The following is a 22,988-nucleotide window of genomic DNA, read 5'->3' as shown; positions in this document are numbered from 1 at the left end:
GGAACTCTTCGATGACCCACGACGTGGACACCGTCAAGGAGGCGAGCGCCGAGCGCTCCGCCGCGCTCGGGCTGCTGGCGATCTGCGCCGCGCAGTTCCTGGTATCGCTGGACCTCTCCATCGCGAGCATCGCCGTGCCGCACATGAGCGCCGAACTGGGCCTCGCGCGCGACTCGTCGGGCTGGGTGCTCTCCGCCTTCGCGCCGGCCTTCGCCTCGATGCTGCTGCTGGGCGGACGCGTCGCCGACCTGTACGGGCGCAAGCGGGTCTTCGTCACCAGCCTGCTGGTCCTGGGCACGGCGTCACTGCTGGCCGGCGCCGCCTGGAGCCCGGCCACGCTGATCACGGGACGGGTCCTGCAGGGTCTGGCCGCCGGCTTCATCGCCCCCTCGGCCCTCGGGCTGCTGACCGCCACCATTCCCGAGGGCCCGCAGCGCGAACGGGCCTTGGGGATCTACGGGGCGGTCCTCTCCGCCGGGTTCGTCAGCGGGATGATCGGCGGTGGCCTGCTCACCGAGTTCCTGACCTGGCGCTGGACGATGTACATCAACGTGCCCGTCGTGCTCGCGGCGGTGGCGCTGACCGTGCGCCACCTGCCCGAGAGCCGCGTCAGCGGAGGGGGCCGGCTGGACGTTCCCGGCGGCCTCCTGTCGGCGGGGGCGATGGTGTGCGTCGTCTACGCGCTCGAGGAGGCCGGCGCCGGAACGGCGTGGGCGTCCACGGCGCTGATCCTCGCCGCCGGCGTGGGCCTCATGCTGGCGTTCGTGAGGGCCGAACGCCGGACTCCCTCGCCCATCCTGCCCATGTCGCTGTTCAGGATCGGAGCCGTGGGCGGGGCTAACCTCGTCGGCCTGGTGATGGTCGCCGCCTACGGTGGGATGCTCATCATCCTGACCCTGTACCTGCAGGAGGTTCTGGGCTACGGTGCGCTGCCCGCCGGGCTGGTGTTCGCGGTCTCGGGCGCCATCGCCATCATCACCAGCACGTTCACCGGGAAACTCCTGCAACGCCGGCGCCTGGACCACGTGCTGCTGTTCGGCATCGTCGTCGCCGCGCTCGGCCTGCTGTCGCTGATCTTCCTGCCGGAACGCGGCGGGCTGTGGCTGGTCATCGGGGGCACCTCGGTCAACGCCCTCGGGCACATCATCGTCCTGGTGGTCGTCAGCATCGCCGCCAACAACGGTGTGCCGGCCGACCACAAGTCCGTCGCCGGGGCCGTGCTGAACACCGCACAGCAGCTGGGCATCGCCCTGGGCGTGGCCCTGCTGACCTCGCTGGCCGCCGCCGTAGCCGAGGCCCAGCCGGAGCCCGACTCCGCGGCGGCGCTGGTCACCGGCTGGCGATGGGCGCTGGCGCTGAGCGCGGCACTGGCCCTCTCGACCGTCCCCCTCACCCTGGCACTGCGCAAGAGGCTGCGGATGTGACCCGGTCGCCACGGTGTCGCCGCGCCGATCGCGGGTATCGAGTGTTCTCGATTAGATGGTTACGAAGGCAGGGAGGTTCGAGCATGGCGGATTTCACGACGGCACCGCTCACACCCGAGACGTGGCCGGACTTCGAACAGGTCATGGGCTCGAACGGCGGCGCGCGGGGATGCTGGTGCATGCACTGGCGGCTCTCGTTCAAGGAATGGGAGGCCGGACAAGGGGACGGCAACCGGGACACGCTCCGCAAGCGCGCGGAGCAGCAGCCTCCTCCCGGCCTGGTGTGTTACGTGGACGGCGAGGCCGTGGGCTGGGTCGGGGTGGGCGATCGCTCGGAGTACCCCCGCCTCCAGCGTTCGCCGGTCACCAAGCCCCTCGACGACACCCCGGCCTGGGTGATCAGCTGCCTGTTCGTGCGACGCGGCCACCGCCGGCAGGGACTGCAGGCGAAGATGATCGCCGCTGCCTGCGACTTCGCCGCCGACCACGGCCGGCACACCGTCGAGGGCTTTCCCGTCGCGCCCGCACCAGGACGGACGGCGGGCGCGGACAACGCCATGACCGGAATCGAGTCGGCGTTCTGTGAAGCCGGGTTCACCGAAGTGGCGCGCCGCAAGAAGGACCGCCCGGCGATGCGCCGTACCGTCGCCGACGGCTAGGCGTACCGACCACGGAGGTCGTGGAGTCGGCGGGCCGGTCAGATGCCGCCGGGCGGCCCGCTCGCCTGGAGGCCCGCTCCTGAGCGAGCGCGGCATCGCACCGCCGCGCGGTACCTGGCACTTTCAGGCCCTAGGTCTCCCGGCGCTCGAGCCGCAGTTGGGCGGGCGTCCCGAGCCGCACCGACTCGACCGCCGCCCGCCGGTAATACAGTTGGGCGTCGTTGTCGGACCGCATGCCCGCGGCGCCGTTGATCTGCATGGTCTGCGTCGTGACGGTGCGGGCCAGGTCCGACGCCGCCGCGAGATCGGCCGCCGCGTGCGCGGCCGCGTCGGGGTCGTGCACCAGCATGCGCGTCGCGTCGATGTGCATCGACATCTCGCTGAGGCGGAACGCCAGGCCCTGGAACTTGCCGACCGGCTGGCCGAACTGGCGGCGCGTCTTGGCGTACTCGACGGCGTGATCGAGCGCGGCCTGGGCGAGACCCACCAGAAACGCCGCCTGGCGCACACGCGCTCCGGCCAGCGCCGTCTCCCACTCGGCGGAGGAGTCGGCCCACGCGGTCACGGGGGTGCCCGCGAACTCCACCTCGTACGCCTCGCCGCGGCCCGTTTCCTCCAGCCGCCGCATCGTGATGGACGGGTGGTCGGCGGGCACGAGCGCCAGCCGCAGCCCGGCGGTGTCGACGCCGCCCACGAGAAGGTGGTCCACCTCCGTCGCGAACCCGACGAAGGACCGCCGGGCGGTGATCGCACCGTCCTGGCTGGACCATGGTTCGGCCGCGACCGCCAGCGCCACCGGCGCCTCCCCGACAGCGTCGTCCGGCAGCAGATCCCGCGCGGTGAGCGTGTCGAGCAGCGGCCCCTGGTACAGGACCGACCCGAGCAGCTCGGCGAGCCGCACGGTGTCGGCGGTGTCGAGCGCGCCGAGCCCGACCAGCCCCTGCCACACCATCCCGCGGATCCCGCGACGGTCGTCGTCGTCCCCGCCGCCGGCGCGCGGCCGATCGGCCATCCGCCGCACCAGCGGCGCCAGATCCTCGTCGAAGAACTCCGCGATGGCTGCGGTCATGACGGCAATCCCAACTTCGAGGTGGCGACGAAATAGAGCATGATCTCCGACGAGCCCTGGGCGAGGGTGAGCCCCGGTGCCTCGCGCAGCGCGGCGTCGAAGACGCCCCCGGCGATCGCCTCGGGGTCGCGTGCGTCCAGCAGCGCCCGCGGCCCGAGCAGTTCGACGGCCGCCAGCGACACTTCCTTGGCGGTCTCAGAGGTGTACCACTTAGCGGTCGCCGAGTGGACCTCGTCCGGCCGTCCGTCATGCAGGTTGGCCACGCACCGCCACGCCAGCAGCCGCGCGGCCCGCACCCGCGTCTCCAGTTGAGCCAGCCGCTGCTCGCTCCCGGGCGGCGCGTGCTCCCGCAGCGCGGCCAGCGTGCGCTCCGCCTTGGCGGAATGGTCCAGGCCGGTGCGCTCCAGCGGAAGCACCTTGCCCAGCACCTGCCACCCGTCGTCGACGTCGCCGAGGACGTCCTCGGGCCCGACCCGGATCCCGTCGAGCGTCACCAGGTCGAACCGCTCCTCCGACAGGTTCCACACCGGTTCGATGACCACGCCCAGGCTCCGCAGCGGGACCAGGAACAGCGTGATCCCGAAGAAGTTCACCGGGCCGGTCGACGTGCGGGCCGCGCACAGCGCGAAATCGCTGTGCTGCGCCTTCATGTTGTAGATCTTCCGGCCGTACAGGCGCCAGCCGTCGCCGTCCGGCTCTGCGCGGGTGGTCAGCGACGCCAGGTCCGATCCGACGTCCGGTTCGCTGAACAGCACGTTGGCCGTGGTCTGGCCGCGCGCCAGGCCCGGCAGGAACCGCTCCTTCTGCTCCTGCGTGCCGAACAGGTGGACGGCCATCCCCACGATGTCGATGCCCAGCAGGTGCACGTTGTCGGGCACGCCGTGGCGGATCATCTCCTCGGTGAGGATCGCCTTCTCCACGATCGTGGCGTCGGCTCCGCCGTACCGCTTGGGCCAGTTGATCGCGAGCCAGCCGAGCTCGCCCAGCCGCCGGTGCACGTCGAGCAGGCCGCTCTCCTGCCCGTCCGGCATCCGCCAGGCCTGGGCGATCTCCGCGCGGACCGCGTCTTCGCACAGCAGTGCGCAGACCTCTTTCCGGAAGCCGGCCTGTTCCGGCGTGGAAGCCGGGATCATCGCACGCTCACCTCGCTCAGTCTGTCGCGCATCACGTCCGCCAGCGCCTCGATGTGCGGTGGCCGGAGCATCGTGTAGTGGTCGCCCCGCAGCACGTGGATCTCATCGGCGCAGGCACGCCATCGGTCGAGCTTGCCGGGCTCGGAGTCCTCGGCGCACAGCACCACCACCCGGCCGTCCACGGGCGAGGGCTGGAACATCAGGAGCGCGCGCACGTTCGCGGCGAACACCGGGAACCGTTCGGCCACCTCGGCCTCGCCCGGTTCGGCGCCCATCGCCGCGACGTCGTCGGCGAACCGCGCGCGCAGCTCCTCATCGCCGGGACGGTACGGCGCGTCCGGGATTCCGGTGTCGATCACCAGCGTCACCGCGGCATCACCGTCCTGGCGCGCCATCTCGAACGCCACCGCTCCGCCGACCGACCAGCCGCCCAGGTGCAGCGGCCCCTCGGGCTGGACCTCGCGGACCGCGGCCAGATAGGCGGCGGCGAGGCCGGGCAGCCGCCGCTCCTCCGTCGCGCCGCCGTGCAGGCCCGGATCCTCCAGCGCGTAGACGGGCTGGTCGTCCCCCAGCAGTGCGGCCAGCGCGACGTAGGGCGCCACCGATCCGCCGGCGGCGTGCACGAGGAACAGCGGCGGCTTGGTGCCGTCGGTCCTGAGCGGCACGATCGGAGACGCCGTCTGCTGATCGGCGCCCGGCAGCCGCCCCTCACGTGCGGAGGGAGCGCCCTTGCGCCGTGCGAGGGCCTCCTCCCGTTCGCGTTGCAGCCGGAGCCGCAGCAGCGCACGCCGCTTCTCCTCCAGAGTGGCCGGGGGCGAGCCGTCCATCAGCTCGACTCCCTCAGCAGCCGATCGACTTCCTCTTCGTCCAGCCCGGCGATCTCGGCCTCCAGCCGCGCCACCTCCTCCTCCCCCAGCAGCGCACGCTGCGCCTCGTCGATCTGCGCGGCGAACTGGCTGAGCACCGGGTAGCTGAACAGCCGCCGCGGGTCGAGCGTCACCTGGAAGGCGTCGCGCACGCGCGAGACCATCTGGGTCACCTGGAGCGAGTTGCCGCCGAGGACGAAGAAGTTGTCCAGCGCACCGACGCTGTCGGCGTCCAGGCTCAGCAGGCCCTGCCAGATCTCGGCCAGCCGGCGCTGCGTCTCGGTGGTCAGCTCGGCCTGGGCCACGCCGCCGTCGGGACGCGGGTCGGGCAACCGCGCGTGGTCGATCTTCCCGGTGGAGGTCAGCGGGAGCTGCTCCAGCTTCACGTAATCGGTGGGCACCATGTGCAGGGGCAGCCGCCGGGTCAGGTGCTCGCGCAGCGCGTCCGGCTCGAACTCGCCGACCACGAAGGCGGCCAGCCAGGCCGACGCCGTGTCCGGGTCGCGCACGGTCACGACGCTCTGCCGGACGCCGTCGAACCCCTCGATGGCGTGCTCGATCTCGCCGAGCTCCACGCGCAGCCCGCGCAGCTTCACCTGGCGGTCGACGCGGCCCAGGAACTCCAGCTGGCCGTCGGCGTTCCAGCGCACCAGATCGCCGGTGGCGTACATGCGCTCGCCCGGCGTGAGGGCGAACGGGTCGGGCAGGAACTTCTCGGCGGTCTGGTCGGGCCGGCCGAGGTAGCCGACGGCCAGACCGGCGCCCGCCATGAACAGTTCCCCGGGCACGCCGACCGGCACCGGCCGCAGCCCCTTGTCCAGGACGTAGGCGCGCTGGTTGGCCATCGCCCGGCCGATCGGCGGCGGGCCGTCCAGCGGCTCCGGGGGGCACAGGTAGTCGACGCACGTGACGGTGACCTCGGTGGGCCCGTACCCGTTGTGGAACTCGCGGCCCGGCTTGCGCCACCGGTTGACCAGGTCGGGGCCGAACGGCTCCATGCCGATGAAGCACACCCGCAGATCGTCCACGGTGGACGGATCGAGCAGCCCGAGCACCGCGGGCGGGATGTCCACCAGCGTCACCCGCTCCTCGGCCAGCAGCGCCTGGAGCTTGTCGGGATCGAGCAGCTCCGTGCGGGGCGCGCCCACGATGGTCGCGCCGGCGGTCAGCGTCGAGAACACGTCCGACACGCTCACGTCGAAGGCGGGGTTGGAGAACTGCAGGATCCGGTCGTCCGGGGTCACCGAGAACATCTGCTGGAAGGTGGTGCAGAAGTTCACGGCGGCCCGGTGCGGGACCATGACCCCCTTGGGGGTGCCGGTCGAGCCCGACGTGTAGATGACGTAAGCCGTGTCCTCCTGCGCCACGCGTACCGCAGGCGGCGAAAGAGGCCGCCCGTCGAGCGCGTCGGTGTCCAGCAGGATCCGCCCCACCTCCGCGGGCACGCGGTCGGCGAGATCCGACGTCGTCACCACCGCCGCCACATCGGCGTCACCGAGCTGGTAGGCCAGCCGCTCCGGCGGATACTGCGGGTCGAGCGGCAGCCACGCCCCACCCGCCTTGAGCACGCCGAGTTCGGCGGCCGGCAGGTCGAAGCCGCGCTCGAGCAGGACCGCGACCACGCGCCCGGGCCCCACCTTGAAGTCGTCGACGAGCGCGTGCGCCAGGCGGCTGGACCGCTCGTCCAGCTGCGCGTAGGTCAGGTCCTCCCCCGCGAAGCGCATGGCGACCGCGTCGGGCGCCTCGGCCACGCGCGCCGCGAACAGCTCGTGCAGCAGACGCTCGTCGCGTTCGCCGGGCACGGGATTCCACTCGGTGAGCACGCGCAGGTATTCGCTGCTGGGCATGATGTCCAGCGTGTCCACCCGGGCGTCCGGCCTGGACAGCGCGTCGGCCATGACCGTGGTGAAGTGCCCGACCAGCCCCTCGACCCGCTCGTGGTCGAACAGCTCGGAGGAGTACTCGATCCATACGCCCAGGCCGCCGTCCGGCAGGTCGTTGATCTGGAAGGTGAGGTCGAACCGGGTCGTCTCCGGCTGCGGTGTCAGCATCTCGACGTCCACGCCGGGCAGGCGCCAGCGCGCGATCATCGGCTCCGGCAGCAGCGTGAACAGGTGCGCGACCAGCGGATTGCGCCCGGACAGCCGCTCGGGCTCCAGCTCCTTCACCAGGCGGCCGAACGGCACGTCCTGGCGGGCCATCGACTCCAGGATGGTGGTGTTGGTGGCGTGCGCCAGGTCACGGAAGCCGGGATCGCCCTCGAGGCTGCCGCGGACCACCACCGTGTTGGCGAAGAACCCCATCATGGGTTCGGTCTCCGAGCGCGTCCGCCCCGACAGGACGGACCCGAGCGCGATGTCGTCCTGGCCGGTGTAGCGGTTCAGCACGACCTGGTACCCGGCCATCGTCAGGGCGAGCAGGGAAACGCCCTCGGCCTGGGCCAGATCACGGATCCCCCGTGCGAGATCGTCGGGCAGGCGGGTCTCGTAGATGCGCCCGGCCCCGGTGGGCGCCGACGGGCGCTGCCGGTCGCCGCGCAGTTCCAGCGACTCCATCCCGTCCAGCGCGGAGCGCCAGTAGTCGATCTGCTTGGCCGGTTCCTCGCTGAGCATCCAGAGCCGTTGCCACGCCGCGTAGTCGGCCGGCTGGAGGTCCACCGGGGGGAACTCCGCGCCGCTCGGATCGGTGTAGCGGGCCGTCAGTTCCTCGGCGAACTGGCGCGACGACCATCCGTCGATGACGATGTGGTGCCAGACGATGGACAGCACGTGGTCCTCGGGGCCCAGGCGCAGCAGGGCGAACCTGTGGGGCGGGCCGTTGCGCAGGTCGAACTCCTCGCGCACCTGCCCGTCGATCCAGTCCTGAACCGACTCCTCCGTCCCGTCGGTCACGGGCAGTTCCCACGTCTCGGGCACCGGGTCGACGGCCTGGAAGGGCACGCCGTGCTCGTCGCCGAACCGGGTGCGCAGGCTCTCGTGCCGCGCGACGATCCCGCGCAACGCCTCGGAGAGGGCGGCCACGTCGAGCGGCCCGCGCAGCCGCATCGCGAACGGCACGTTGTAGACCGGTGCCCCGCCGACCATCTGGTGCAGGAACCACAGGAACCGCTGCTGCTCGGCGATCGCCATCTTGCCCGTGCGCGGGACGGCGACGATCCGCTCCCGATCGGCCTTCTCCGCCACGCGCTGGCGGACCTTCATCTCCAGCAGGGCGCGCCTGATCTCGGCGACGTCCCCGGTCTTGGGTGAGGTCATGATCTCCGTCTCCTCCTTCACCGTCGCACGCTCAGCGGGCGCAGGTCGGTCCACACCCGGGCGATGTGCTCCAGGCAGTCGCCCCGGCCGCCCGCGACGCCGGCCTCGCGCCAGCCGGCCGGGATCTCCCGGCCCGCGGGCCAGATCGAATACTGCTCCTCATGGTTGATCACCACGACGAACGTCTCTTCCATGGCTCTCACCTTTCCTGTGCCGCCAGGGCGGGAATGTCGGCCAGCTCGCCGAGGTAGCGATCGAGCGTCTTGAGCCCGTCCGTCGCCGGCCGCGCCAGCGAGACCGCGTGCCGGCTGAACCGCTGGGTGTCGAAATGCCGGGAGCTGTCGGTGAACATGTGGTCGAACTCGGCCGGAGCCGCGTCGCCGCCGCCGGACGGGGGCGGCAGCATCAGGCACAGCCCGGCGAGCCTCGCGTCGGTCTCGGCGCCCCCTTCGTCGGGCTCGGCGCCCTCTTCGTCGGCCCCGGCGAGCCTCGCGCCGGATTCGGCGACGGCCCCCAGGCGGTCGCGAAACTGGGCGTAGCCGACCCGCTCGAGTCCGCACCGGTCCGCGAGCACGTCGAAGGCCTCGGCGAAGCGCAGCCTCGCGGGCCACAGCACGTGCATCGGGCCGTCGGGCACCTCGATGTCGCCGATCGCGGCGCCCGCCACGAACTGGCTGACCGCGTCCACCGGCGTCACGTCGGTCTCGGCCGCGGTCGGGAACACGCATCCGGTACGCGCGCACGCGTACAGCAGGTTGTGGGCCAGCGAATCCGGGTTGGCCACGCCGGTCTCCCGGTGCGGCCAGACCTCGCCGAGGCGGTGCACCACCGAGCTGACGCCCTGCCGCTGCGCGTCGGCCAGCAGGCTTTCGGCGACGTACTTGGATCTGTTGTAGCCGTCCGCGGCGACCCCGTCCGTCTCCGGGATCTGGTCCTCGGCGATGCGCTGGGCGGCCGGCCCGGCGGGCGGGAAGATGCTCAGGGTCGACAGGGTGTGCACGCGGGCGCCGCCCGAAGCGAGCTTGATGAGCTGCTGCACGCCGATCACATTGGCGGGGCGGTGGTCCAGATAGCCCGACAGGAAGTTCACCGCGCCCGCGGCGTTGACGACACCGGACACGGTCGAGGCGATCGTGTCGAACCGCCGCTCCGACAGGCCCAGCAGATCGCTGCCCAGGTCTCCGGGGAGCACCTCGACCCGTCCGGTCTTCAGCGCCATGGGCAGCATCTGCCAGGCGGACGTCAACTGGTACCGCTCCAGGACCTCGGTCAGCCGCCGGGCCCCGTCAGGAGCGTCGGCGCACCGCACCAGGCAGATCAGCCCGGCATGGGAGTTCACCAGCAACTCGGCGAGGATGTGCGCCCCGACGAACCCGGTCGCGCCGGTGAGCAGCAGCGTCTGCGGCGGACGCCACGCCAGGTCGTGCTTGATGTAGGCCAGTTCGGCGCTGTCGTCGTCAACGCCCTTGGACAGCCGTTCCGCCTGTTCGCGCACGGTCGGCGCGACGAGCAGATCCCTGGGCCGCACCGGCCTTCCCAGACGGTGGCCGACCGCGGCCGTGAGCCGGTAGGCGATCAGCGATGTGCCCCCGTAGTCGGAGAACGGCACGGACACCGAGACCAGCTCCCGTCCCAGCACCTCCCGCCACGCCGAACAGACCAGCTCCTCCATCGGGTTGGCGGGCGGCTCGATCCGCTCTGCCGGGCCCGCCTGCCGCGCCGTCTCGGCCGCGATGAGCGCGGCCAGCGCCCTGCGGTCGGCCTTGCCGTTCCGGTTGAGCGGGAGCGCGTCGAGCACCACGATCTGATGCGGGACCTGCTCCGCCGGCAGCTTCTCCGCCGCGTACATGCGCAGCAGCTCCACCGACGGCGCGTTGCCCGCCGATCGCGGCGTGACGCACGCGACCAGCGTTGACTCGGGCCCCTCACCGAGCACGACCGCCATCGCGCTGCCCACCAGCGCATGGTCGGCCAGGGCGGACTCGACATCGCCGAGCTCCACCCGCACCCCGCCGAGCTTGACCTGCTCGTCGCGCCGGCCCATGAAGTACAGCAGCCCGTCATCGCCGACCCGCGCCAGATCGCCCGTCCGGTAGAGCCAGCCGCCCGGGATCTGGGGGAAGGGATTGGCCACGAACACCTGCGCGGTGCGCTCGGGATCGTTGAGATAGCCCGCTCCAATGCACTCCCCGCCGAGGTACACCTCGCCGGTCGCGTTCATCGGGGCGGGCTTGAGGTCGTCGTCGAGCACGATCGCGGCGGTGTTGTCGATGGCGCGCCCGATCGGGATCCGGTCGACGTCGGCGTCGGTGACCTCGTGGAACACCGACCCGATCGAACACTCCGTCGGCCCGAAGGTGTTGGTGACCTTGAGCTCGGGCAGCAGCGCGCGCAGCCGGTGCACCACGCCGGGACCGGACGCCTCCCCGCCGATCAGCATGCGCCGCAGGCTCGACGTCGCCTCGCGCAGGTCCTCGCGCACCTCCAGCAGCGTGACGAACACCGCGAGCACGGACGGCACGAAGTCGGTGATCGTGACTCCGTGGCGGCCGATGGTCATCGCGGTCTCCTCGAGGTCGAGGATCCCGTCGCGGTGCGGCAGCACGACCTGCCCGCCCGACACCAGCGGCCACAGCACCTGCCACATCGAGGAGTCGAACGTGGACCGGCTGTTCTGCAACGTCACGTGATCGGCTCCGTCGCCGAACCGGCGCGACATCGTGGTCAGCCTGTTGACCAGGCCGCGGTGGTCGTTGAGCGCGCACTTGGGCGTGCCGGTCGAGCCCGAGGTGTAGAAGCCGTAGATCAGGTCCTGGGGTGCCGGCCTGCGGTCGGCCGGCGGAGGCGTCGGGCCGGCCGGATCGTGCGGCGGCTCCGCGCAGTCGACGATGACCGTGGGGAGGGCCAATCCCAGGTCGGCGATGGCGTCCGCGGTCGCCGGGGACGCCACGACGGCGGACGGCGCCAGCTCGGACACCACCGTCTTGAGGCGTTCCGCCGGCCAGGCGGGATCCAGCGGAACGAACGCCGAGCCCGTCTTCATCACCCCGAACAGCGCCGCCGGAAATTCGGGCCCGTCCGCTATCAGCACGGGTATCAACTGCCGCGTCGACACACCGCTGCCGATCAGCTGATGGGCCGTCGAGTCGGCCGCGGCATCGAGGTCGGCATAGCTCATCGTGGTGTCCCGATAGCGGATGGCGGGACGGTCCGGCGCGTTCTTCACCTGCTCGCAGAACAGGTCGAGGACCGTGCTGTTCCGGGGGAACGCATGCCGCGGCCCAAGGGACAGTTGAATGGCGCTTCGGGCAGGTTCGCTCAGGTGCGCCTGCTGATGGCTTCGCATCGTGCTCCCGTGGTCTCGACTGGCAAGAGCTGCCTTGTGCGGGGCAGATCACTAGTCAGGTCGGTGAGTGTCAGGTAGCCAGGGCCGACCTTCCGCAAGCATGACGAGGGCGTCGAAGAAGTGTGCGCCGCGTGTGACGGCCGTGGATGGGCAGGCGCGGCTCACACAGAATGGTCAGGCTCCGGTGAGTGAACCTTCTTCATCCCGTCTTCCGGTCGAACAGGACGTGGGATGGCCATGGGGACGAGCCTGCCGGAGCGCGGTTTCCGGCTGGTTCTCAGGTGGTTCTCATGCAGTTCTTGCCGCGAGAACCACCTGAGAACCGCCTGAGAACCGCGCAGAAACCGCGTTTTGCCACGCTCGGCCCCGTGATCGTTCAGACAGGAGCTCAGGGTTCACTGAGTGCCGGATCGCGCCCGCCCGACAGCGCAGGGAGAATTCGTGGGGCCTTCCAAGAATGACGAACGCATCGGACTCCTCCAGTCGGGCGGGCTTTCCTCCCTGGCCGTCGGAGTCTGGCTTCATGAACTGCCCGCCCCGGCCAGGCATTACATAGCCGACATCGGCCAGTCGGACCGCGCGGAGATGGACGCGCTCGCCGCTTCGTTGCGAAGATTCGGCGACGAGGTCTCCGTGATCGACCTGAGATCGTCCATGGCCGCGGTGGCGTCGGATCTGCTCCGGTATCGCGCCCGTCACGACGGCGGCTACTGGAACACCACCGGTGCCGCGCGCTTCGTGCTCGTCAGCGAGGTCACGCCGCTGATGCGGGCCGACGGATGCCGGCGGTTCGCCCACGGCTGTGTCGGCGGGGGCAACGACCAGCGCCGCTTCGCGCGCTACGGCGCCCAGATCGCCCCGGAGCTGCCCATCATCGAGCCGTGGACGGACCCGCAGGCGCTCGAGCGGTTCCCCGATCGCCGGACCATGCTCGAGGCCGTCGTCGAGCACGGGCTGGATCTCGACCCGGGCAGCGGCGCCGAGCGGTCCACCGACGCCAACCTCGCCGGGATCTCGCACGAGTCGGCCGAGCTGGAAGACCTCGAAACGCCGGTCACCCGGCTCGATCCGCGGTGGAGCAGATGGCCCGGGCAGACCCCGGACGAGCCCGAGACCGTCACCGTCGTCTTCCGCGACGGACGGGTCGCCGACGTCGACGGCAGCGGGCCCGACCCGGTCGAGTGGATGGCGCGGGCCAACCAGGTCGGTGCGAGGCACGGCATCTGGCTGCGCGATGTGGTCGAGCGCCGCATCATCGGCACGGTCTGCCGGGGCATCTACGAGGCGCCCGGCCTGGAGCTGCTGGACCGCGCGTGGACCCGCGTCCTGCAGGCCGGCCTCGACCCCGCGGGGCGCGATCTCTACGATCGGCTGGCCTCGACCCTGGGCGACGCGATGTACGAGGCGCGCTGGCTCGAGCCGGCAGCGCACGCGGCGCGGGACGCGATCGACCGGCTCGTCGGCGAGCTCGACGGCAAGGTGACCCTGTCCGTCCACCGGGGCATCGCCCGGGTCGATCGGATGAAGGTCGTCGCCCGCGTGCCCCAGCAGACCCGGTTCGGCTCGGGCGGCAACCGCTGGAGCCGGATGGCCGCCGTTTAGGCATGGAAGGAGACAGCGATGCGCGAGCGTCGATTCGGCCGGTTGGACTGGACGGTCAGCGAGATCGGCCACGGCATGTGGGGCATAGCCGGCGGCGAGGGCGGATGGTCAGGAGCCGAGGACGAGGCCGGCAACCATGCGCTCGACGAGGCGGTGCGGCTCGGGTGCACCTTCTTCGACACCGCCTGGATCTACGGCCGCGGGCACAGCGAAGAGATGCTCGGTCATCTGCTCAGAAGGCACCCGGAACACCGGCCGTACATCGCGACCAAGCCCCCGCCCAAAGACCTCAAGTGGCCCTCCACCCGCGACTCCGAACTGTCTGACGTATACCCGCCGGATCATCTCTGGGAATACCTGCACCGCAGCCTCAAGGGGCTCGACGTGCCATGCGTCGACCTGTTCCAGTTCCATGTCTGGGAGGACGCCTGGGCGGACGACAAGGCCTGGCAGGACCCCATCATCGAGATGAAGGAACGCGGGCTGATCAAGGGGGTCGGCATCAGCGTCAATCGCTGGGAGCCCTGGAACGTCCTGCAAACCCTGAACACCGGCCTGATCGACACGGTCCAGGTCATCTACAACATCTTCGACCAGGCCCCCGAAGACGAACTGTTCCCGGCCTGCCGAGAACTGGACATCGCGGTGATCGCACGGGTTCCCTTCGACGAAGGCACGCTCACCGGCACCCTCACCCGTGACACCCGCTGGCCCGAAGGCGACTGGCGCAACTCCTACTTCGTGCCGGAGAACCTCGCCGCGAGCGTGGAGCACGCCGAACGACTGGCGCGGATCGTACCCGAAGGAATGACCATGCCCGAACTCGCGCTGCGCTTCATCCTTCAGAACCCTGACGTCGCCACGGTCATCCCCGGCATGAGCAAGGTCGCCCATGTCCGTGCCAACATCGCCACCAGCGACGCCGAACCTCTGAGCGAAGAACTGATGGCGCGGTTGCGCGAACACCGCTGGGACCGCCAACCCACCGCGTGGTCGCAATGAGCGCCGCGCCGAAGCCCATCGTGTTGTGGGCCGTGCCCCGATCGCGGTCGACGGCGTTCCTGCGCATCATGCTGGAGCGCGGCGATCTCGAGGTCGTCCACGAACCGTTCTCGTACCTGCAGATGGACGGCCACTTCGATGTGGCGGGCAGGCGGGTCACGTCGACGACCGAATTGCTCGACGTGATGTTCGAGGTCAACGCCAACAAGCGCCGGGTGTTCGTCAAGGACACCTCCGACTACGACTACACGCCGCTGCTCGAGGACGAGCGCCTGTTCGGCGACGTCGTCAACACGTTCATGATCCGGGAGCCGGCGGGCGCGATATCGTCGCACTACGCGATGAACCCCAAGGCCACCCTGGACGAGTACGGATTCGAATACCTGCACACCATCTTCGAGGCCGTGCGAACGACCACCGGCGAGGTCCCCCTGGTGGTCGACGGCGACGATCTCGTGGCCGATCCGGAGGCGACGGTCCGGGCTTATTGTGAGCGGGTCGGGCTCGAATTCATGCCCGAGGCGATGCGCTGGGATCCCGGTGAACGAACGAACTGGCAGCGCAAGGCCGCGTGGCACTCGGAGGTCGCCGAGAGCAGCGGGCTGGTGGCCAAGGCACCTCCCAAGCAACGCGAAACGCCCGACACCAACGAACACCTGCGCCGCGTCGCCGAGCACCACCGACCATTCCACGACGCCCTCGCCCGCCACCGCCTCGCCGGCTAGTGGCCGCGTTCACCTCCGTGCCTTCGCTCGCGCGGCGGCTGAGGCAGAAGGCCATGCGTCCCGCTAGTCCCCCAGGCGCATCTAGGGGGCTAGTCGGGTGAGTATGGTGGCCGGAGGATCCAACGCAGGATCGTTGACGAGAATCGCCTGTTCCAGCTCGCGAAGCTCCGGGCCCACGTCCAGGCCCAATTCCTCGACAAGAACACGGCGGCCTGTTCGATAGACCTCGAGCGCTTCGGCCTTGCGGCCCAGCTGGTAAAGCGCGAGCATGAGCTGGGCCCGCAGCCGCTCCCGGAAGGGGTTTTCGGCGACGAACCTGTAGAGGTCGCCGATGATGTCCGCATGGCAGCCCCGGGCCAGCTCGACCTGCATCAGCTCTTCCACGACCGCCAGACGCTGCTCGGTCAGCCGCGCGGACTCGTCGCGCGGGGTCGGCAGATGTTCTTGACCTACATACGCCGCACTTTGCCACAGGGTCAGCGCCTTTCGGAACTTCTCGGCGCCTTCCGCGGCATGCCCGGCGCTGACCTTCGCGCGCCCATGCTCCACGAGCTCCTTGAAGTGGAGCGCGTCCAGTTCTCCGGAATTCACGGCGAGGACGTAACCCGGCGGGCGGTGTTCGATCCGCCGTATTCCGTCCAGCCTACGGCGCAGACTGTGAATCTTGACCTGCAGGACTTTGCCGGCGGTCCGGGGAGGACGCCCTCCCCACAGCTCCTCGATCAGGCGATCGGCCGGTACGACGACATTCGGTGTGCACAGCAGAACGGCCAGCAGGTCACGCATGTGGGGTGACAGCCGGATGGCGCGCTCTCCATTCCACACCTCCATCACCCCGAGAATGCGAAACTGCATCTTCACCTCACCCTCCATGAGTCCACGATGTCACCCCGCGACCTCGACCGGCAGTCGTCGATGGCGGCACAGCCCCAGGCTCCGCGGCGATCCGTACTCCGTCGACGAGGAGGGAGTCCCGCCGCTGGGCGATGCGGCCGAATTCGTCGATCCGACACGCACAGTCATCCGTGCGACCTTCCGTCGAGACCTCAAACGACAGAGAGTTACAACGGAAGTATCGGCGACGCTACGCGCCTCCATCTCCCGAAAATCACGGGAACACTCCCCAGCCATGAACGACCCAAACTTGTTGGTCAACATGATGTCAACTTGATTCACCTAGACCGACTCCCCCATGCCTTTCCTTGTGCCATCACCCCTGGTCAGACTGCTCCAAGAGAAGTGGATCTTCCACCCGCCAAGCGACGGCCCGCCCAGAAGCCGACTCGGCGTCCTGGACGATGGCAAGAGAGATCACCGTGACGCAGTGACTCACCTTCCAAAAGTGATCATTCAGTTTTCACCTAGGGTGATGTCTGCACGCCAGGCCCACGCCGCAGGTGATCCCGAGTTTCGCAACCGTCCGCAATTACCGCGTCACGCACCGCACACCCGCAAGACGAATGCCTATTTTGCCCACCTCCCTCTGAGATTCGGCAGGCTCGATGCACGGAACCGACGACCTAAACAAGATGAACGACTCCTTTAAAACGCGACGAATAGACAGTGAACCCATTGCATCCCTCGGCGGTCCGGTCGATTTCACGCAGGCTGCGACCACATTCGTGCGGTGTCGCGCCGCGTTGCGTCACGCTCTCCCAGTCAGGCCCAGCGGCGAGGACGCGGATCGCGAGCCAGTTGTCGCCGTGCGGGTCCACCGGGGCCACGACGCCCTGCACGAGGAGGATCACGGCGTGCCGGGTGTCGACGAAGCTGGTGCATGTCAGGGCCAGGTCGCACTCCCCCGCCCAGCGGAGGGGCTGAGCGGTTTCCGCCGCGAAGACCATCACCATGGCGAGGCCGATCCGCAGCGCCGGGCTAGATCCTGTCCCGCGACGGTCAGCATCGGGGACTGAGCACAGCGTCTTCACCGGTTGCCAGTCGGTTCCGGCCAGGCGGGTGATCGCCGCGTACCAGGCGTTGGAGCCGCCCGGGCCATTCGCCGAAGCTCACACTCTGCCACCAGCTGATGAAGTACAGCGCCCCGGCGACCCGGAGCCGCCCGGGCGGCGGCGTACGTGAGGAGCAGCCGGCGTCGTCGGACCACAGCTAAAGCGATCGATCACAGAGTTCTTCACGTCCGCCTACTTGCTCAGCGCGCGGCGTCACAAGGAACCTGCGGACAGCCGTTGCCACTGAGAATGATCTCGGTGTCCTGAACCCACGATCTGGGCGGACGGTTTGTTCGTCGTGGTCCTGGAGCATGCGCATGACGGTTGCGGGTGAGGAGTGCCATCCCCTCTCCTTGCCGGTGGTGATGACGAACCGGGCGGCCATGTCGAGCAGACTTGGCTTCTGATCGCGCACGTGGAGGGCGTGAGAGGGCACGCGGCGACCGGGCGCTTCCACCGCTCTGCAGCGACGCCTGACGGCAACTACTTCTTTCAGCTCCCCAAACTGCCCAGCGGACTCGGGCCACCCCACCCCGCGTGAGTGCGCTTCAAGATCGTCTCCCCCAGACGGGGGCAGGTGGAAAGATCCACGCATGAACGTCCCATTGCGTTACGCCGCTCTCGGCAGTTCGTTCGCCGCCGGCCCGGCCATCGCTCCGGTTGTGGACCCCAACGCCATGCGGTCGGGCAGGAACTATCCGCATCTACTGGCAGGGCGTCTCGGCGCGGAGCTGACCGATCTGACCACATCCGGCGCGAGCACGGCGACGATTCTGGACCAGTCGCAGGTGACCATAACGGGTGCGGAGTATCCGCCCCAGCTGTGGTCAGTGCCGGAGTCGGTGGATCTCGTCACGGTCACCGCCGGCGGCAACGACCTGAACTATGCAGGGTCGATGCTGTTCACGGCGTGGCAGCGCGTTCAGCCGGACGGCCCGTTCACGACAATGATGGCCGCCGGTTTCGCGGACGGTATTCCGGTGCCGACGGCGGACGATGTGGAGCGGACGGCGGCGGGGCTGGCGCAGATCGTCGAGCGGGTCCGTGTTCGCGCGCCACGGGCGCGGGTGCTGCTGGTCGACTATCTGACCGTGATCGGCGGCGACACGGCGCCAAGCGATGAGGTGCCGTTCGAGCCGGGGGAGATCGAGGCATTCCGGGTGATCCAGTCGGCGTTGGAGGCGGCGTACACGGCGGCGGCCGACCGGACCGGGGCAGAGCTGGTCGCGGTGTCGCAGGCCAGTCGCGATCACGCATTGGGTACGGCCGAACCATGGGTCGCGTCCTTCGCACCGGACTTGATGGAGACCGCCGGGTCGTTCCATCCGAACGCGGCAGGCATGGCGGCGGTCGCCGACCTGCTTGGAGAAAGACTCCATTAAGAGGACATAACAAAATGCGTGCGTAGCGCTACGCGCCGTGATGGCTGGTGTGTTGTCGGGGCATGGGCATGGGCGGGCGCGTGCCGCCGGGTTGAATAGCGCATTGGCGAATCTGGTGAGCGCGGAGGCCGGGATCAGCGCGGGCACGGTGGTGGAGCAGGCGACGGCTGGGCCCTGACGGCCGTCATCGCCACCGACCGGTGTCGCGCTGCAGCTGGTGAGCCGTGACCGGACCGGCGGCGAGGCGGTGCCGGCCCACATCCTGACCCTGCTCACCGCCGACGCCCGCTGACGCTTCCCCAACGGATCCGAGCGCGATCGATGACGCGGAGCCAGGCGTTAGGCAAGTTCGCCTGCGGGGTCCGGCGCGGCGACGAGGCAGGGACGCGCCGGTGGTGACCCGGCTGACGGACGGCACGGTGTGCGGCGATCGGGTCGAGGTCAGCAGCCAATTCCTGGCCTTGCCGGAAAACGCCGTCGACCTCCAGCAGCGCCCGCCGTTCCAAGGCCGAGCCCCTGGAAGCAGGGGGCTACTGCCAACTCATCGATCCTGATCAGCCCCTCCGCCACCCGATCCGGCCCGACCCGGGCTGTGGCATCGGGATAGCACCGATCGGACGGGAAAGGCGCCTGCGTCGTCCATGCCGTTCCGGAACGGTCAACGCCGTCCGTCCCGCTGAAGGCTCCGGGCACACCACCCGGGTCCTGCTGGACGTTCCCGGCTTACCGCCGAGCTGGCGGTGTTCGTCGATCCGCACACCGCGCAGGTACGCGGAAAGCTGGAGAGCTACGGCAACTCAGGGGGCACTGCTCGTGCGAGCCTGGATCTCCAACCTGCACCGCCACCTGCACCTGGGCGAGACGGGGCGCTTCTACAGCGAACTGGTGGCCTGCTGCTGTGGCTGGGCCCGACGCCGCCGCGCCGGCCGCAAGCTCCGCGGCCTCCTGACCCCCGAGCGCGGCACGCCTGGGCGGCGACGGCCGTGTCCGGGCACGGCGCCATCGGTCTCCACCGGCCTGACCTGGTCCAAGCACGCGGGCACCAACGTCGAGGACCTGCGCTGGTCGACGCCGGAGCCCACGTCGACCACGCGGCCTCCGACGTCGGGATGGAGAAGGTCGCAGGCCGCCGCGGGCAAGAACCTGTGGCAACCGCGCAAGATCACCTGGCCGGACGGACCGGGCGGCGACTACGTCGTCATGAAGATCGACAAATAGTGGCCCCAGCGCCTCCCGCAGGGCAGGGACCGCCGAACCCGCCGCAGCTCCCCCACAGAACAAAAGACCCAGCCCGCAGGCACCGGCAGCTGACACGGCCCGGCCGCTGGACGATTCTCGCAACGTCTCCAGCGGCCGTTCGGGACACGATCCGCACCACGGCACACGACGGGTGTCGGGGCGACGGGCATGTTTGGCCGCCTTCTGTGCCATCGCTGTGCCGGTGCGGTCCCAGGCCATGCTGCCGACAGCCGGGCCCGGCGACTCACCATTGTCCGGCAGTTCTTCCGCTCCGCTCGAACCCACAAGATCGTGCTCGTCATCGTGCAGAACAGCACCCTCGACCATCAGCGGCGCTGTTCCGGCATCGCTGCCGTCGACCGGACGGTCCAGCTCGGGCGGCGGCCGCCCCGGGTGCCACTGGACCCGGCGAGCCGGATGATCCTGCGGTAATGCCTGCCAGGTCGCCAAGGGCACCAAGGCCGACCGATCCCCTTCACCGCCTAGTACTACAGTCGCGTTCATGACGCGCGTGTCCGCGTCGCTGGTACGCACGACCGTCTTCCACGACGGCCCCTGCAAGACGATCGCAGACGTCGAGTACGCGATGTCCGGTCGACCGGCGCAACAACCAGCGCCTGGGACTTCAGATGCCACCCACCGTGTGGTGACTGCTCAGATCTGGTTCGCGCCTCCGTCAACGTAGAAGTTCGCGCCGACGACGTAGCTGCTCTGTTCCGAGGCCAGGAAGGCCACGACTGCGGCGGCCTCCTCAGGCTGACCCATGCGGCCCCTGGCCACGGTCGCGGCGACATTCTCCTTGACGGCCCTAGCGGTCTCCTCGTCGCCGAAAGCGGCGGTGCCCCCGGGAGTCTCGATCCATGCCGGCGAGACCACGTTGACCCGGATGCCACGGCCCTTGAGCTCGTTGGACCACGTCCGTGCGAAGGACCGGACGGCCGCCTTCGACGCCGCGTACGCGCCGAACGCCTCTACTCCGCGGTCGCCGGCGGTCGAACCGACCAGGACGATCGAGGCTCCGTCGTTGAGCAGCGGCAGGGCCTTCTGCACGGTGAACAGCGTGCCTCGGACGTTGACCGCGAAGGTCTGGTCGAAGTGCTCCTCGGTGGTCTGCTCCAGCGTCACGAACGCACCGACCGCCGCGTTCGCCACAAGCACGTCCAAACCCTTGCCTCGCGCCCGGACCGCCTCGTAGAGCCGGTCCAGGTCCTCCGGCTTCGAGATGTCACCGACGACCGCGGTGGCCCGGTCCGCTCCGATGGTCTTGACGGCGGCCTCCAGTTCGGCCTCGCGCCGGCCGGTGACGAACACGTACGCGCCCTCGTCCGCCAGCCGTACGGCGGTGGCCAGACCGATCCCGCTGCTTCCTCCGGTGACCACCGACGTCTTGCCATTCAGCTGTCCCATGGGGGTGTCTCCATCACTCTCTCGATGCCGATCCGTGCGACATCGATACTGCGGGAGATCGGGGATACTATCCATAATGCAGCGTCCGGCGTTCTTTACGTATCGTCCAGGAGGTGTCGTCGGTGCTCGGCTTTGGGGATCCAGTGGCTGACGCGATCGGCCTGCTCAGGCCCCGCACGGTGATCGGGCCCAGCCTCCGGGCCGTGGGTGAGTGGGCGTTGCGCTTCGACACGTTCTTGCACGTGCGGGTCGGCGGCCTCGTGCGCGGCACGTGCTGGTTGATCCTCGAAGGGCACGAGCCGGTGCTCCTGCAGGCGGGTGACACCTTCATGCTGGGCAACCCGCCGCCTTACGTGCTGGCCGGCACGCTCGACGCAAGCCCGCGCCCCGCGGAGCCGGTGTGGGCGGGCGCCGAAGACGGGTTCGTGCGGATCGGCCCGGAGTCCGAGGACGACCTCTACCTCTGCGTCGGGCACATCGCGTTCGACGACGGGAACGCGGCCCTCCTGACCGATCTTCTGCCGCCGCTCGTGGTCGTCCGCGTGGCCGATCCTCACGGCAGGCGGCTCGCGCAGCTGATCGATCTCCTGGCCACCGAGGTCGGGGCCGCCGCCGTCGGCGGCCCGCTGGTGCAGAACCACCTCGCACAGATCCTGCTCGTGCACATGCTGCGCGCTCACGCCGGTCAGACAGACCGGCCCACAGGCTGGCTGGGCGCCCTGAACGAGGACGGCATCGGTGCCGCCCTGCGCGCCATGCACGCGGACGTGGCCCACTCCTGGAGCCTCAAGGAGCTCGCCGAGATCGGCCACATGTCGCGTTCCGCGTTCGCCCAGGCCTTCAAGAGCCACGTCGGGGTCCCGCCCCTGGAGTACCTGATCCAATGGCGCATGAGCCTCGCGCGCGACGCCCTCGCCCGCGACACTCTGTCGATCTCCGAGCTCGCACGGGCCACGGGCTACCTGTCCGAGAGCGCGTTCAGCACCGCGTTCCGCCGCGTGGTCGGCTCATCGCCCGCACAGTTCCGGAACCGGGCACGGCAGCCACCGCGTTCGGCCGCGAACGGAAGCTGAAGGAGGCGTCCTGTGCTCAGCAGTGAGCTCGCCGGGCTGGCCGGCGTGACCGTGCCGTTCGGCCGCCATACCTGCGATTAGTTCCGGCGCTCCATCGGGTCTCTACTCTGGACGACCGCTACGACCAAAGAGGAGTCTCATGGGCAAGGTCATCTACTGGATGAACACCTCGATCGACGGCTACATCGCGGATCCTGACGGCGGCATGGACTTCATGGAACCGGCCGAGGACTTTCGCCTGGCGGCCAACGACCATGTCCGCCGGATCACGGCGTTCCTGTTCGGGCGGCGGCTGTTCGAGGCGATGGAGAAGCCCTGGACTCAAGACCTCGGCCAGGAAGGCGCCCCGGCCATCGAGCGGGAGTTCGCCCAGCTCTACAAGGAGACGCCGCGGTACGTCTTCTCCGACACCCTCCAGACCGTCCCCGAAGGGGTCACGATCGTCCGTCGGAAGGACGCCGTGTCCGCGGTGACGCGCCTCAAGCAGGAGATCGACGGCACCCTCCAGCTCGGCGGCCCAGAGCTGGCCGCCTCCCTGGTGGACCTGATCGACGAGTTCTGGGTGTACACGTTCCCCGTGATCATCGGGGAGGGCAGGCCATACCTGCCCGTAGGGAAGAAACTGCTGCTGCGCCCGGTCGAGCACCGTTCCTTCGCCTCGGGAACCACGTTCCGGCGCTACGTACGGTCCTGACCGCCCAGGAGCGGACCCCGCACGGGCGTACAACACAGCGGCTGTACGCCCGTGCGTGCTCCTGGACGAAGTGGCGCGCGCGTCACTGAACCAGCTCGTTGGAGACGATGACCAGACTCCTCACGCTCGGTGAGACCTGGAACAGCAGCCGGGGGCGCCCCTGC

At 69.7% G+C, this 22,988-nt stretch carries 18 protein-coding genes; 9 read left to right on the top strand and 9 right to left on the bottom strand.

Features of this window, described 5'->3' with window-relative positions; translation table 11 throughout:
• The first annotated feature begins 11 nt into the window (after nucleotides 1–11).
• Together ACFPZN_RS31445 and ACFPZN_RS31440 are read left to right on the top strand one after the other, a co-directional pair.
• On the top strand, nucleotides 12–1,424 hold the full coding sequence (locus ACFPZN_RS31445) for an MFS transporter (protein WP_378285898.1): 1,413 nt from the start codon (nucleotides 12–14) through the stop codon (nucleotides 1,422–1,424).
• 83 nt (nucleotides 1,425–1,507) lie between these two features.
• Nucleotides 1,508–2,083, top strand: coding sequence for a GNAT family N-acetyltransferase (locus ACFPZN_RS31440; protein ID WP_378285897.1), 576 nt, complete (start codon nucleotides 1,508–1,510; stop codon nucleotides 2,081–2,083).
• 130 nt (nucleotides 2,084–2,213) lie between these two features.
• Here the strand turns inward: ACFPZN_RS31440 and ACFPZN_RS31435 are convergent, their stop codons facing one another.
• The 6 genes from ACFPZN_RS31435 to ACFPZN_RS31410 are packed head-to-tail and all read right to left on the bottom strand — an operon-like array spanning nucleotide 2,214 to nucleotide 11,631.
• Nucleotides 2,214–3,152 (bottom strand): acyl-CoA dehydrogenase family protein, encoded by a 939-nt coding sequence (locus ACFPZN_RS31435; protein WP_378285896.1) that lies wholly within the window; start codon nucleotides 3,150–3,152, stop codon nucleotides 2,214–2,216.
• The gene (locus ACFPZN_RS31430) at nucleotides 3,149–4,285 is read right to left on the bottom strand and encodes an acyl-CoA dehydrogenase family protein (RefSeq protein ID WP_378285895.1); all 1,137 of its coding nucleotides are present in this window, start codon (nucleotides 4,283–4,285) and stop codon (nucleotides 3,149–3,151) included. The genes ACFPZN_RS31435 and ACFPZN_RS31430 overlap by 4 nt, the downstream gene beginning before the upstream one ends.
• Nucleotides 4,282–5,112 (bottom strand): thioesterase domain-containing protein, encoded by an 831-nt coding sequence (locus ACFPZN_RS31425; RefSeq protein ID WP_378285894.1) that lies wholly within the window; start codon nucleotides 5,110–5,112, stop codon nucleotides 4,282–4,284. The genes ACFPZN_RS31430 and ACFPZN_RS31425 overlap by 4 nt, the downstream gene beginning before the upstream one ends.
• The gene (locus ACFPZN_RS31420) at nucleotides 5,112–8,405 is read right to left on the bottom strand and encodes a non-ribosomal peptide synthetase (RefSeq protein ID WP_378285893.1); all 3,294 of its coding nucleotides are present in this window, start codon (nucleotides 8,403–8,405) and stop codon (nucleotides 5,112–5,114) included. Before ACFPZN_RS31420 ends, ACFPZN_RS31425 begins: the two co-directional genes overlap by 1 nt.
• Before the next feature lie 17 nt (nucleotides 8,406–8,422).
• Nucleotides 8,423–8,599: an MbtH family protein gene (locus ACFPZN_RS31415; protein ID WP_378285891.1), complete on the bottom strand. Its 177-nt coding sequence runs from the start codon at nucleotides 8,597–8,599 to the stop codon at nucleotides 8,423–8,425.
• Nucleotides 8,600–8,604: 5 nt separating this feature from the next.
• Nucleotides 8,605–11,631, bottom strand: a complete 3,027-nt coding sequence (locus tag ACFPZN_RS31410; RefSeq protein ID WP_378285890.1) for a non-ribosomal peptide synthetase — start codon at nucleotides 11,629–11,631, stop codon at nucleotides 8,605–8,607.
• 561 nt (nucleotides 11,632–12,192) lie between these two features.
• Here ACFPZN_RS31410 and ACFPZN_RS31405 point away from each other — a divergent pair.
• From ACFPZN_RS31405 to ACFPZN_RS31395, 3 genes are read left to right on the top strand one after another with little or no spacing between them, the layout of a single operon-like run.
• Entirely contained in the window at nucleotides 12,193–13,353 is a 1,161-nt protein-coding gene (locus tag ACFPZN_RS31405) for an argininosuccinate synthase domain-containing protein (RefSeq protein WP_378285889.1), read from the top strand.
• Between the two features lie 18 nt (nucleotides 13,354–13,371).
• On the top strand, nucleotides 13,372–14,355 hold the full coding sequence (locus ACFPZN_RS31400) for an aldo/keto reductase (RefSeq protein ID WP_378285888.1): 984 nt from the start codon (nucleotides 13,372–13,374) through the stop codon (nucleotides 14,353–14,355).
• Nucleotides 14,352–15,080 carry a sulfotransferase-like domain-containing protein gene (locus ACFPZN_RS31395; RefSeq protein ID WP_378285887.1) on the top strand — a complete coding sequence of 243 codons (729 nt, stop codon included), beginning with the start codon at nucleotides 14,352–14,354 and terminating at the stop codon, nucleotides 15,078–15,080. Before ACFPZN_RS31400 ends, ACFPZN_RS31395 begins: the two co-directional genes overlap by 4 nt.
• Before the next feature lie 81 nt (nucleotides 15,081–15,161).
• Here ACFPZN_RS31395 and ACFPZN_RS31390 read toward each other — a convergent pair whose 3' ends face one another.
• Nucleotides 15,162–15,953 (bottom strand): AfsR/SARP family transcriptional regulator, encoded by a 792-nt coding sequence (locus ACFPZN_RS31390; protein WP_378285886.1) that lies wholly within the window; start codon nucleotides 15,951–15,953, stop codon nucleotides 15,162–15,164.
• Between the two features lie 647 nt (nucleotides 15,954–16,600).
• Nucleotides 16,601–17,008, bottom strand: a complete 408-nt coding sequence (locus ACFPZN_RS31385) for a hypothetical protein (protein ID WP_378285885.1) — start codon at nucleotides 17,006–17,008, stop codon at nucleotides 16,601–16,603.
• A gap of 614 nt (nucleotides 17,009–17,622) precedes the next feature.
• On the opposite strand from ACFPZN_RS31385, the gene ACFPZN_RS31380 reads away from it, so the two are divergent.
• Nucleotides 17,623–18,411 carry an SGNH/GDSL hydrolase family protein gene (locus ACFPZN_RS31380; RefSeq protein ID WP_378285884.1) on the top strand — a complete coding sequence of 263 codons (789 nt, stop codon included), beginning with the start codon at nucleotides 17,623–17,625 and terminating at the stop codon, nucleotides 18,409–18,411.
• 813 nt (nucleotides 18,412–19,224) lie between these two features.
• Nucleotides 19,225–19,629: a hypothetical protein gene (locus ACFPZN_RS31375; protein WP_378285883.1), complete on the top strand. Its 405-nt coding sequence runs from the start codon at nucleotides 19,225–19,227 to the stop codon at nucleotides 19,627–19,629.
• A gap of 675 nt (nucleotides 19,630–20,304) precedes the next feature.
• Here ACFPZN_RS31375 and ACFPZN_RS31370 read toward each other — a convergent pair.
• Nucleotides 20,305–21,057, bottom strand: a complete 753-nt coding sequence (locus ACFPZN_RS31370) for an SDR family NAD(P)-dependent oxidoreductase (protein ID WP_378285882.1) — start codon at nucleotides 21,055–21,057, stop codon at nucleotides 20,305–20,307.
• Nucleotides 21,058–21,200: 143 nt separating this feature from the next.
• On the opposite strand from ACFPZN_RS31370, the gene ACFPZN_RS31365 reads away from it, so the two are divergent.
• Together ACFPZN_RS31365 and ACFPZN_RS31360 are read left to right on the top strand one after the other, a co-directional pair.
• Nucleotides 21,201–22,130 carry an AraC family transcriptional regulator gene (locus ACFPZN_RS31365; protein ID WP_378285881.1) on the top strand — a complete coding sequence of 310 codons (930 nt, stop codon included), beginning with the start codon at nucleotides 21,201–21,203 and terminating at the stop codon, nucleotides 22,128–22,130.
• Between the two features lie 139 nt (nucleotides 22,131–22,269).
• On the top strand, nucleotides 22,270–22,824 hold the full coding sequence (locus tag ACFPZN_RS31360) for a dihydrofolate reductase family protein (protein ID WP_378285880.1): 555 nt from the start codon (nucleotides 22,270–22,272) through the stop codon (nucleotides 22,822–22,824).
• Nucleotides 22,825–22,988 lie beyond the last annotated feature (164 nt).

This window comes from Actinomadura rugatobispora (genome assembly GCF_042656285.1).
GTDB classification, from domain to species: Bacteria; Actinomycetota; Actinomycetes; order Streptosporangiales; family Streptosporangiaceae; genus Spirillospora; species Spirillospora rugatobispora.
This window is presented reverse-complemented; position numbering and strand designations above follow the sequence as displayed.

Excerpts from the sequence above, each read along its gene's own strand:
- ACFPZN_RS31435 (WP_378285896.1), bottom strand. The coding sequence starts at position 3,152 with ATGACCGCAGCCATCGCGGAGTTCTTCGACGAGGATCTGGCGCCGCTG.
- ACFPZN_RS31370 (WP_378285882.1), bottom strand. The coding sequence starts at position 21,057 with ATGGGACAGCTGAATGGCAAGACGTCGGTGGTCACCGGAGGAAGCAGC.
- ACFPZN_RS31400 (WP_378285888.1), top strand. The coding sequence starts at position 13,372 with ATGCGCGAGCGTCGATTCGGCCGGTTGGACTGGACGGTCAGCGAGATC.
- ACFPZN_RS31390 (WP_378285886.1), bottom strand. The coding sequence starts at position 15,953 with ATGGAGGGTGAGGTGAAGATGCAGTTTCGCATTCTCGGGGTGATGGAG.
- ACFPZN_RS31415 (WP_378285891.1), bottom strand. The coding sequence starts at position 8,599 with ATGGAAGAGACGTTCGTCGTGGTGATCAACCATGAGGAGCAGTATTCG.
- ACFPZN_RS31380 (WP_378285884.1), top strand. The coding sequence starts at position 17,623 with ATGAACGTCCCATTGCGTTACGCCGCTCTCGGCAGTTCGTTCGCCGCC.
- ACFPZN_RS31425 (WP_378285894.1), bottom strand. The coding sequence starts at position 5,112 with ATGGACGGCTCGCCCCCGGCCACTCTGGAGGAGAAGCGGCGTGCGCTG.
- ACFPZN_RS31360 (WP_378285880.1), top strand. The coding sequence starts at position 22,270 with ATGGGCAAGGTCATCTACTGGATGAACACCTCGATCGACGGCTACATC.
- ACFPZN_RS31445 (WP_378285898.1), top strand. The coding sequence starts at position 12 with ATGACCCACGACGTGGACACCGTCAAGGAGGCGAGCGCCGAGCGCTCC.
- ACFPZN_RS31420 (WP_378285893.1), bottom strand. The coding sequence starts at position 8,405 with ATGACCTCACCCAAGACCGGGGACGTCGCCGAGATCAGGCGCGCCCTG.
- ACFPZN_RS31395 (WP_378285887.1), top strand. The coding sequence starts at position 14,352 with ATGAGCGCCGCGCCGAAGCCCATCGTGTTGTGGGCCGTGCCCCGATCG.
- ACFPZN_RS31440 (WP_378285897.1), top strand. The coding sequence starts at position 1,508 with ATGGCGGATTTCACGACGGCACCGCTCACACCCGAGACGTGGCCGGAC.
- ACFPZN_RS31430 (WP_378285895.1), bottom strand. The coding sequence starts at position 4,285 with ATGATCCCGGCTTCCACGCCGGAACAGGCCGGCTTCCGGAAAGAGGTC.